Origin of the sequence: Pseudomonas sp. PS01298 (assembly GCF_029959745.1) — a bacterium.
Classification (GTDB): Bacteria; Pseudomonadota; Gammaproteobacteria; order Pseudomonadales; family Pseudomonadaceae; genus Aquipseudomonas; species Aquipseudomonas aylmerensis.
Genome location: NZ_JASCPP010000008.1, coordinates 97,190 through 107,758 on the forward strand (window position 1 = coordinate 97,190; position 10,569 = coordinate 107,758).

Annotated in this window: 8 protein-coding genes and 1 rRNA gene; 3 read left to right on the forward strand and 6 right to left on the reverse strand. The window is 61.9% G+C overall.

The features are described 5' to 3' along the window. Positions 1–269 precede the first annotated feature (269 nt). On the forward strand, positions 270–2,507 hold the full coding sequence (locus QMX97_RS05915; protein ID WP_201143883.1) for a TonB-dependent siderophore receptor: 2,238 nt from the start codon (positions 270–272) through the stop codon (positions 2,505–2,507). Positions 2,508–2,547: 40 nt separating this feature from the next. Here QMX97_RS05915 and QMX97_RS05920 read toward each other — a convergent pair whose 3' ends face one another. The 3 genes from QMX97_RS05920 to QMX97_RS05930 all read right to left on the reverse strand — a co-directional run bounded on the left by QMX97_RS05920 (position 2,548) and on the right by QMX97_RS05930 (position 6,533). Continuing rightward, on the reverse strand, positions 2,548–4,962 hold the full coding sequence (locus tag QMX97_RS05920; protein WP_106804625.1) for a TonB-dependent siderophore receptor: 2,415 nt from the start codon (positions 4,960–4,962) through the stop codon (positions 2,548–2,550). An 87-nt stretch (positions 4,963–5,049) separates the two neighbouring features. Then, a complete protein-coding gene (locus tag QMX97_RS05925; protein WP_213553594.1) occupies positions 5,050–6,024 on the reverse strand; it encodes a FecR family protein in 975 nt (324 codons plus the stop codon). After that, entirely contained in the window at positions 6,021–6,533 is a 513-nt protein-coding gene (locus tag QMX97_RS05930) for a sigma-70 family RNA polymerase sigma factor (RefSeq protein WP_282396419.1), read from the reverse strand. Before QMX97_RS05930 ends, QMX97_RS05925 begins: the two co-directional genes overlap by 4 nt. A gap of 151 nt (positions 6,534–6,684) precedes the next feature. Between QMX97_RS05930 and QMX97_RS05935 the strand changes: the two genes are divergently transcribed. Then, positions 6,685–7,272, forward strand: a complete 588-nt coding sequence (locus QMX97_RS05935; RefSeq protein ID WP_065907292.1) for a hypothetical protein — start codon at positions 6,685–6,687, stop codon at positions 7,270–7,272. Positions 7,273–7,312: 40 nt separating this feature from the next. Here QMX97_RS05935 and QMX97_RS05940 read toward each other — a convergent pair whose 3' ends face one another. Then, complete coding sequence (locus QMX97_RS05940) at positions 7,313–7,780, reverse strand: SRPBCC family protein (RefSeq protein ID WP_213553598.1); 468 nt, start codon at positions 7,778–7,780, stop codon at positions 7,313–7,315. Positions 7,781–7,878: 98 nt separating this feature from the next. Between QMX97_RS05940 and QMX97_RS05945 the strand changes: the two genes are divergently transcribed. Further along, positions 7,879–8,280, forward strand: a complete 402-nt coding sequence (locus QMX97_RS05945) for a GFA family protein (RefSeq protein ID WP_065907298.1) — start codon at positions 7,879–7,881, stop codon at positions 8,278–8,280. A 1-nt stretch (position 8,281) separates the two neighbouring features. Here QMX97_RS05945 and mrdA read toward each other — a convergent pair whose 3' ends face one another. Both mrdA and rrf read right to left on the reverse strand, forming a co-directional pair. Then, on the reverse strand, positions 8,282–10,174 hold the full coding sequence (gene mrdA, locus QMX97_RS05950; protein WP_282396422.1) for a penicillin-binding protein 2: 1,893 nt from the start codon (positions 10,172–10,174) through the stop codon (positions 8,282–8,284). Positions 10,175–10,468: 294 nt separating this feature from the next. Beyond that, positions 10,469–10,569, reverse strand: a 5S ribosomal RNA gene (gene rrf, locus QMX97_RS05955); the annotation flags it as partial.

Below are 10,569 nucleotides of genomic sequence, written 5' to 3' on the forward strand. Positions count from 1 at the left end.
ACCTCAGGAATCGCTTTCAGGGCGTGATTCTACTCGGCATCCGGGCAAACGCGATGGGCGATGGCATTTATCCGTCAACCCGCGCAGCAGGACACTGCGCGGGCCGCTGGTCGGCCGTCCGCGCAGGCACGCTCACGCGCTTCACAATTTTGTTGCAGAACATTAATAACAATCACTATCATTCGCACCGGAGTCGTATCCGCGCAGCGAGGACGCGCAACGTTGTTGCCCTTTTCCTCACCACTGACGGTTCGCCGTCCGGATCGACCATGCCCACCCGTACCCCATTCGCCGTGCCGTTTCGCCCGACCCTGCTCGCCCTTTGCTGCTCCCTGAGCCTTGCCGCTCACGCCGCAACCCCAGCCACCCCGCAGGATGCGAACCACAGTCAGGATGGCAACACGCTGGAACTGGGCGCCACCAACATCAACGCCGACGCCCCATCACCCGGCGCCCTGCCCCCGGTATATGCCGGCGGCCAGGTGGCACGCGGCGGCCAGTTGGGTGTGCTGGGCAACCAGGACATCATGGATGTGCCGTTCAGCATGTCCTCCTACACCGAGAAACTGATCCGTGACCAGCAGGCCGAGACGGTTGGTGATGTCCTGCTCAATGACTCGTCCGTGCGCCAGGCGTCAGGCTTTGCAAACCAATCCCAGGCGTTCGTGATTCGTGGCCTGCCGCTCAACGGCGACGATATTTCCTTCAACGGTTTGTACGGCATCCTGCCGCGCCAGTTGATGTCCACCGACGCCCTGGAACGCGTCGAAGTATTCAAGGGCCCCAACGCCTTTATCAACGGCGTGACGCCGAGTGGCTCGGGCATCGGCGGCGGTGTGAACCTGCAACCCAAGCGTGCCGATGACGTGCCTCTGCGCCGCTTCAGCACCGATATCAGCAACGATGGCCGCATCGGCGAACACCTGGACATCGGCCAGCGTTTTGGCGAAGACAATCGGTTTGGCGCACGGGTGAATATTTCCCAGCGCGAAGGCGATACCGGCGTGGACGACGAGAGCCAGCGTTCGAAGCTGTTTTCGGTCGGCCTGGATTATCGCGGTGATGCCCTGCGCCTGTCCGGAGACTTTGTGTATCAGAAGCAGCAAGTCAACGGCGGGCGTAACTCGGTGTTTCTCGGCCCGGGCCTGACCAGCATCCCCAACGCGCCCTCGGCGGACACCAACTACGCGCCGAAGTGGGACAGCACCAGCCTGGAAGACACCTTTGGCATGCTGCGCGGCGAGTACGACCTCAATGACAACTGGACCGCGTATGTCGCGGGCGGCGCCAAGCACACCCGCGAAATCGGCCGCTACTCGTCGCTCACCGTGATCGACGCGCAGGGCAATGCCACCGTGAGCGGCTCCAATATCGCCCACCAGGAAGACAACACCAGCCTGATGGCCGGCCTGAATGGCAAGTTCCAGACCGGCGCCGTCAGCCACAAGCTGAACCTCGGCCTGACCGGCACCTGGACCCAGGCGCGCAACGCCTTCGACTTTGCCTCCGGCACGCAAGCGACCAACCTCTACAACCCCGTCGATGTGACAGCGCCAGCCAAGGGTGGCTTCACCTCCGGCAGCGACCTGAACGACCCGGGCATCACCGCCAAGACCTTCGCGCGCAGCGCGGCGGTGTCGGACACCCTCGGTTTCATGGATGACCGCTTGCTGTTCACCGCCGGCCTGCGTCGCCAGGAGCTGGTGGTCCAGGGTTATGAATACGGCACCGGCTCACGCAACGCCAACTACGCCAAGGGCATCACCACGCCGGTGTATGGCCTGGTGTTCAAGCCGTGGGACCACGTGTCGTTCTACGCCAACCACATTGAAGGACTGGCATCCGGACCGACCGCCCCGGAGACCGCGGCCAATAACGCCAGGGTCACCAACAACGGCCAGACCTTCGCCCCCGCGCGTTCGAAACAGACCGAAGCCGGCGTCAAAGTCGACATGGGCACCTACGGTGCGACACTCGGTGTGTATCGCATCGAGCAGCCGACCCAGGGCTATTCCCAGCTGAATTCGGACGGCACCGCGACCTATGTGTTCCAGGGTGACCAGGTCAACAAGGGCGTGGAGCTGAATGTCTTCGGTGAACCTGTCCCAGGCCTGCGCCTGCTGGGCGGCGCCACTCTGATAAACACCGAGGTCAGCGGCACGGCCAACGGCACCAACGACGGCAACCGCGCTATCGGCGTGCCGTCGTTCCAGCTCAATGCCGGGGTGGATTGGGATGTGCCGGGCCTGCAAGGCGTGAGCGTGAATGGCCGCATGTTGCGCACCGGCGGCCAGTACGCCGACGCGGCCAACAACCTCAGCCTGCCGACCTGGAACCGGTTCGACGTGGGTGCGCGCTATAACTTCAAGGTCGATCAGCGGGATGTGACGCTGGGCGCCACGGTGGAGAACGTCGCCAATACCAAGTACTGGGAGTCGGCATTGGGCGGCTACCTGACCCAGGGCGATCCGCGCGTGGCGAAGTTGTCGGCGACGGTGGACTTCTAAACGTCAACGGGTGGCAGCCTCGGCTGCCATCCGTTGCAGGCTACCAGTCGTAGGACACGGCCAACGATGCCGTGCGCTCCTGCCCGTAATAGCAGCCAAAGGCATAGTTGCATGCCGAAACGTACTCGCGATCAAACAGGTTCTGCACGTTCAGGCTGGCTTCCGCGCCTTTGAGCGTGGGACTGACACGGCCCAGGTCGTAGCGGATGGTCGTGTCGTACACCACAAACGAAGGGGTTTTGAAGGTGTTGCCCGAATCACCGTATTTCTTGCCGGTGTAACGAGCGCCCCCACCGACGGTCAGGCCTGCCAGGGCATTGCTCGCGAAGTGGTAGTCGACCCAGGTACTGGCGGTCCACGGTGCCTGGGACTCGTTGCGGTTGCCTTTATCGCCATAATTGCTCTTGGTGTAGAACGAGTCCAGGTAGGCCACCGCGCCAATCACCTCGAACTGGCCAACACGCGTCTTGCCTTCGAACTCGACACCCCGCGAGCGCACCTCGCCTTCCTGCAACTGATACTCCGGGTACTCAATGTCGCCGGTCAGCACGTTCTTCTGCTTGATCTGGTACACCGACAACGTCAGCAATGAGCTGTCGTTGGGCTGGTATTTGACCCCCGCCTCGTACTGCTCGCCCTCCACCGGCTTGAACGCCGAGGCCCCGCGCTGTGGGGCCTGGCTGCCGATGCTGGGGAAGAACGACTCGGCGTAACTGACATAGGGCGCCAGGCCGAAATCAGTGAGGTAGGTCAAGCCGATTCGCCGGGTGAGTTTCTTGTCTTTCTGGCTGACCGTGCTGTCGGCCAGCAGGTCGCGGTTCTCGACTTCGGCCCAGTCTTCACGCAGGCCGACGGTGAGGATAAAGCGGTCAAGCTTGATCTGGTCCTGGGCGTACAGGCCGGTCTGCTTGATGGTGTTGTCCCACTTGGTGGTGAGGGTCGGCTGGCCCAGGGTGTGGTAGTTGCTGGGTTTATACAGCTCGATGATTTCTGCGCCGTACAGGTTGTAGCCCTGGTACTTGCGGGTGAACTGGCGATAATCGACGCCGGTCAGCAGCGTATGGTCCAGCGCACCGGTGGCGAATTTGAACTGCAGGTTGTTATCAATCGTGTAGGCAGAATTGTGCTGGCGCCAGTCGAGCTTGGTGCGGGTGGCGCGGGTGTCGTCGATGCTGTTATCCGGGAGCGTGACGAACCGGTTCAGGTAGAAGCCTTTGTAGCGGTCGTTGACGTCGGTGTAGCGCGCCGTCGAGTGGTATTCGAGGTTGTCGTTGAAGGCGTGGGAGAAATCGAAGCCGAGCACGTACTGGTCGCGGATGTAGTCGTTCCAGTCCGAGTCGCCCAGGAAGGTGTCGCGGTCGATATGCCGGCCCTCGGCGCTGCGGTACAGCGTGCCAATGGCGGGCAGCGCCTGGTAGTCGGCCAGGGACTTGTCGCGCTGCAGCTGCGCGTAGACCGTCAGCGCCGTCTCGTCGGTCGGCGCCCAGGTGAGGCTGGGCGCGAGCAAGGTGCGGCTGTCGGTGGCGTGGTCGACCATCTCGTTGCCGTCACGGGCCAGGGCAATCAGGCGATAGCTCAAGGTCTTGGCCTGATCGATTGGCCCGCTGAAATCCAGCGCACCGTTGACCCGGTCATAACTGCCGATGCCGAACTTGACCTGGTGCCGCGCCTCGGTGGTCGGCCGCTTGGAAACCATATTGATCATCCCGCCCGGCTGGTTTTGCCCGTACAACACGGATGCCGGGCCCTTGAGCACTTCGATACGTTCGAGGGTGTACGGATCGATTTGCGGGGCGCCGCCCAGGCTGCCGGCGTACGGCAGGTAGGCGCCGTCGAGGTACAACAGGGTTGGCGCGAAGCCACGGCTGGCGACTTCATCGGCAATGGTGTTGCGGTCGGTGTAGCCGTTGGTGTCGATGCCCGGCGTGTAGCGCAGGGCCTGCGTGAGGTTGCGTGCACCCTGGACCGCGACCTGGTCGGCCGTGACCACGTTGACCGTCTGCGGGATTTCCAGAATCGGTGTATCGGTCTTGGTCGCGGTGCCACTGCGCGTGGCGACGTAACCGTCTACCGGGCCCCAGGCATTTTCCGTGGCCGACCCGGTCACGGTGGTGGGGCTCAGGTTCAGCGAATTGCCTTCGGGCAGCAGGTAAAGGCTCCAGGTGCCGTTGTCGGTAATGATCAAGCCCAGCCCGCTGCCGGCCAGCGCCTGTTGCACGGCCTGCTCCGGTGTCAATTGGCCTTGTACGGCAGCAGCCCGGCGACCTTGCAGCAAGGCCGGGGTCACCGACAGCGTGCGCCCGCTTTCGCGGGACAAACGGCTGAGGGTGTCACCCAGCGCGGCCGCAGGCAGGTCGAAATAATGGGTGGTGTCCTGGGCCATCGCAGGTTGGCCGATGACGGCCAGCGTAATGGCCAGCGTCAGCAGGCAAGGACGAATCATCAAGGGTGCCATAGGGGTGGATACTCGTTGTCAGGTTGGCGTTCTCTAACCCTGACTCGCGAGACGTGCGATCCCCTCACGGCCTGTGAAAATAATCGTTTATTGCACGTCAATCAGCGTCAACCACGGCCCATAGCGGCGAATGCGCAACGGGAATGTCTGAGCAAGCGATTGCAGCGTTTGCTCGGCGTCATCCAGCGGGTACACCCCGTACACACGCAGCGCCGCCGCTTGCGGGCTGATGCGCAGCACGCCCCGGCGATACGGGCGCAAGGCATCGATCAGCGAGCCCAGCGGCTCGTCGCGAATGTCGATCCGACCGTCGCGCCAATCCACCCGCCCGGCTGCCGACAACGGTACCGGCCGCACCCATTCCTCGCTGAACCACGCCGCCTGCCCCGCTTCCACGCGCCGCTGGTGACCGCCCTGGGTGGTGACTTTGACACTGTGCAGTTGCACCGAGGTCAGGCTGCCGGCGGCTTCCTGGCTGACCATGAACTGCGTGCCGAGGGCCTGGACTTCGCCCTGTGCGGTGGTGATGACAAACGGCCGGCGGGCATCGGCGGCGACATCGACAAACACCTGACCTTCACGCAGATGCACGACGCGGCGTTGCTCAGTGAACTGGATATCCACCGAGCTGCGCGCGTTGAGGCTCAAGCGGCTGCCGTCGGCCAACGTGAAGGTACTGCGCTCGCCGGTGGCGGTACGCCGGTCGGCCCACAACCCGTTGAGCGGTTGGGCACGGTCGAGCAGCGCAGCGCCACTGACGCCAAACAACACCAGCGCCAGGCCGCCACGCAGCACCTTGCGGCGCGACACGGTGTCGGGCGTCATCAGCGCCTGGGACGCCGCACGCAATTGGCCAGGGCTGTGCGCCTCGACCCGGTGCAGCGCGGCAATCGGTTGCTGCAACAGGTTGCCCACCCGCTGCCAGGCCGCCGCATGCTCGGGGCTGGCGTGCAACCAGGCGTCGAAAGCCTGGCGCAGGTCGCGGTCCTCGCCGGCCGCCTCCAGGCGCAGCAGCCAATCGACGGCCTCGCGGGTACAGGCATCCACCTTGGGCTGCGTCATGCCAGCTCCGCCGATTCCGCCAGGCAATGCAGGAACGCCCTGCGCAAATCGCGCTCGACAGTCGCCAGGGAGACATTCAGTTGCTGCGCGATCAGAGGTTGGGTCAAGCCTTCGAGACGACTCAGGATAAAGATCTGGCGTACCCGCGCCGGCAGGCCGATGAGCAGCCGGTCAATGCTTTCCAACGCTTCGCGAACCAATGCAAGGTCTTCTTCGGAAGGGCTGTAGCACTCCGGCAGTAAAGCCAGGCTGTCGAGGTAGCTTTGTTCCAGGCGCTTGCGCCGCCAGAAACTGAACAACAGTCGGCGTGCAACCGTGCTCAAAAACGCCCGCGGCTCCTCAAGTTGGGTGAGCTGGCGCGCATCGAGCACGCGGATGAAGGTGTCCTGGGTCAGGTCTGCGGCATCCTGGGGGCACTTCAACTGGCGATACAACCACGCACGCAACCAGCGATGGTTATCGTCGTAGAGCGCGGCTAAAAGGGCCTTGGGATCAGTAGGTGTGGACACGCAACACTGCCAGACGTTAATGATAATTCATCTCATTATCTGCGCAGACTCTGGCACATTGCAATCGTTAAAACACCCAACCTGCAGCGCATTTGTGTATCTGCGCCCCTCCACTAGACTCAGGAGTTCCTCTTACATGGAAGTGCCCTAAATGAAAGTAACGCGCCCTCTTCGCCACGCCATCGCCCTGGTCACACTGCTGGCCGCCGGCAACCTCACCGCCTTCGCTGCCGATATCCCGCTGTCCAAGACCCTGGAAGCCGACGAAGTCACCACCAAAGTGCTGGCCGTGGATGCCGCCAAGCATCAGGTGGTGCTGCAAGGCGCCGACGGTGGCGAGGTGCATGTGCAACTTACCGACGCCGCCAAGGACCTGGGTAATCTCAAGGTCGGCGACCAGGTCAAAGTGCTGACCACGCACTCGGTCGCCGCCGTGCTGGACACCGACGTGGACAAAAGTGCACCGGATGCCAGCGAAAAAACCGGTGTGATCCGCGCCACCGCCGATAATCCCAACCCAGGTGGCGCAGCGTTCCGTCAGGTACAGGTGCAACTGAAGATCACGCACATCGACTTGAAGAAAAACCAGGTCACCCTGGAAAACCCGGCCGGTGCGAGCAAAGTGTTGAATGTCGAGAAACCGGAAATTCGTGCGGGCCTCAAGGACCTCAAGGTCGGTCAGAGTGTGCTGGTGACGTTTACCGACACACTGGAAATCACCACCGCTCACGAAGGCTGACAGTTATCAACGCGGGCATCAGTGATGATGCCCGTTGGGGTCAGGCCTGGCGGGCCTGGGTCAAATAGTTTTCGATGTTGTTCATCTGCTCGTCCCAGCCCCGGGAGTTCATCTTGAAGGCTTTCTGCCGACGGGCTTCGGGCACTTTATCGAAACCGGATTCGACGACCCGCAGCAAAATGCCCGGCGCGCGATCCTCGATCGTGAACTCCACCAGTGTCGGGGTTTCCTGGTCGTAGTCGACACCCTCCTCCACCGCAAAGGGGTGCCACCAGAAAGAGAACAGTGTCTGCGGCAGGATACGTTCGATTTTGGCATTCCAGATCACATGCTCGTACCCCGGATAAGTGATCGGCGCCTTGATGGTTTCCCCCGCTGCAAAGGTTTTGCCCTTCAGGGCAATTCCGAACCAGTTGCCGAATTGCTCGGCATCGGTGAGTGCTTCCCAGACGTGTTTGCGTGAAACGTTAAGCAGGACTTTTCGTTCTATGCGATCTAATACGTGCATAAGTCACCTCCTCCATTGACAGTAGGCGACATCGAACAATGCGCAACCTTGGGTTGTGCGCGATGATGATGACCCCATCCTTGACCCGACATTACGTTATGACTGACGCGTTGAATGGAAGTTGCTTCTGCAAGGCCGTCCGCTACCAGGTGGAGCGCCTGGACATGCCCATCAGCCACTGCCACTGCGACAGCTGCCGCAAGGTGCACGCGGCCGCGTTTGTGGCGACAGCCGGGGTGATGCGTGAGCATTTTCGCTGGACGCAAGGCGAGGGTCTGTTGTCGTCATTCGAGTCTTCGCCGGGCAAGCTCAGGCATTTCTGCTCGCGCTGCGGCTCACACCTGATGGCCGAGCGTGGGCACCAGCCGCATGTGATTGTGCGGGTGGCGACGCTGGATGATGATCCGGGCGTGCGGCCCACCGCGCACATCTGGACGGCGCATGACGTGCCCTGGCTGGCCTACACGGGCGTAGACCAGTGGGACGAGTGGCAGGTGTGACTCAGACGTGCGGGTCACCCGGTGCTTTAGCCGGGGTCGCATACTGCGGCTTGAGGTGACCTTCCTGGTCGAGCAGCCAGGCGTCCATGATCTGCCGCACCACCGGGCCTGCCACCCGGCCACCGGCTTCGCCGTTTTCGATCATGACCGAGATCACGATTTTCGGATGCTCGGCCGGGGCAAAGCCGACGAACAAGGCGTTGTCGCGATGCCGCTCCAGAGTCTTGTCGCGGTTGTAGCGCTCACCCTGTTTGATCGCGACCACTTGCGCAGTACCACTCTTGCCGGCGATGCGGTATTGCGCACCTTGCGCGGCGGCCCGAGCGATGCCGCGCGGGTCATGCATCACCAACTGCATGCCATGGTTCACCTGCTCCCAGTCACGCGGGTCCTTGAGGACCACATTCGGCATCGGGTTCTCGTCTACGGGCGGCACGCCGTTGATGGTCTTGGCCAGGTGCGGGCGATTCCACACGCCCTTGTTGGCGATCAACGCTGTCGCCTGGGCCAATTGCAATGGCGTGACCTGCATATAGCCCTGGCCGATACCGAGGATCACGGTTTCGCCTGGGAACCATGGCTGGCGACGGGTCGCACGTTTCCAGGCCTGGGATGGCATCAGCCCGGCTGACTCTTCGAACATGTCCAGGGAGACTTTCTGGCCCAGGCCGAACTCCGCCAGGTAGTCGTGCAGGCGGTCGATGCCGAGCTTGTGGGCCAGGTCGTAAAAGTAGGTGTCGTTGGAACGCATGATGGCGGCGTCCATGTCGACCCAGCCGTCACCGCTGTGGTTCCAGTTGCGGTATTTGTGATCAAAATCGGGGAGCTGGTAGTAACCCGGGTCGAACACGCGGGTCTGGGCGGTCACCACACCGCTGTCGAGCCCGGCAATGGCCACCTCAGGCTTGATCGTCGAACCCGGCGCATAGAGCCCGCGCAGGACGCGGTTGAACAGCGGCCGGTCGATGGAATCGTGCAGCGCGGCATATTCCTTGAAGCTGATGCCGGTGACAAACAGGTTCGGGTCGAAACTCGGCTTGCTGACCATGGCCAGGACTTCGCCGGTTTGCGGGTCGAGTGCGACCACCGAGCCACGGCGATCGCCCAAGGCTTCCTCGGCGGCTTCCTGAAGGTGGACGTCGAGGCTGAGCACAATATTTTTGCCAGGGATCGGGTCGGTGTGCTTGAGCACGCGCAGCACACGCCCCTGGGCGTTGGTCTCGACCTCTTCGTAACCGACGTGGCCGTGCAGTTCGGACTCGTAGAAACGCTCGATGCCGGTCTTGCCGATGGACTGTGTACCGCGGTACTCCACCGAGTCGAGGGCCTTGGACTCTTTCTCGTTGATGCGCCCGACATAGCCGATGGAGTGCGCAAAGTGCGCACCCAGCGGGTAGTGCCGGACAAACTGCGGCTCTACGTCGACGCCAGGCAAGCGAAACTCGTTCACGGCCAGGACCGCGATCTGCTCTTCGGTCAGCTCGTAAAACAATGTCACCGGGACGAAAGGATGGCGTGCCTGCTTCAAGGCCTTGTCGAACACCGCACGGTCTTCAGCAGGCAGGTGCAGCAGGTTGACGATGGCGTCCAGCTCACCCTTGAGGTCTGCGGTGCGCTCCCGGGTGATGGTCAGGTTGTAGCTGGGACGATTGTCGGCGAGCACCACGCCATTCCGGTCGTAGATCAACCCACGAGTCGGCGTTATCGGCAGGACGTGGACCCGATTATTCTCGGAAATCGTCGAGTGATAGTCGTACTGCACCACCTGCAGGAAATACATGCGGCCCACCAGCGCACAGGTGATGCCGATCACCAGCAGCGCGCAGGCGAGCAGGCGCTTGTTGACCAGGCGGTTTTCTTTTTCGTGATCCTTGATGGGTATTGGTTCAGGCATTTCTACAGCATCTCGTTGAAGAAGGTCGACGCCGCATCCTGCGGATAAAGATCAGTCCTTGTGAAAATGTGCTGCACCATACCAAAAATGCAGAAACACTTTGCATCGATTTCCCCGAACGGCATGCCGATAGCGATTTTTGTCATGAAAGCGTGGGATCAAGCCTCAGCAAGACCTTCAGAGCAGGACGTCTATTCGTGACCGGGGAACGCGGTGTCCTCTACCGGACGTGCTTTTCGACCGCCCAAAACAAAACCCCTGTTTGCGTTAGCAAACAGGGGTTCTGGAATTTAATCTTGACGATGACCTACTCTCACATGGGGAAACCCCACACTACCATCGGCGATGCATCGTTTCACTGCTGAGTTCGGGATGGGATCAGGTGGTTCCAATGC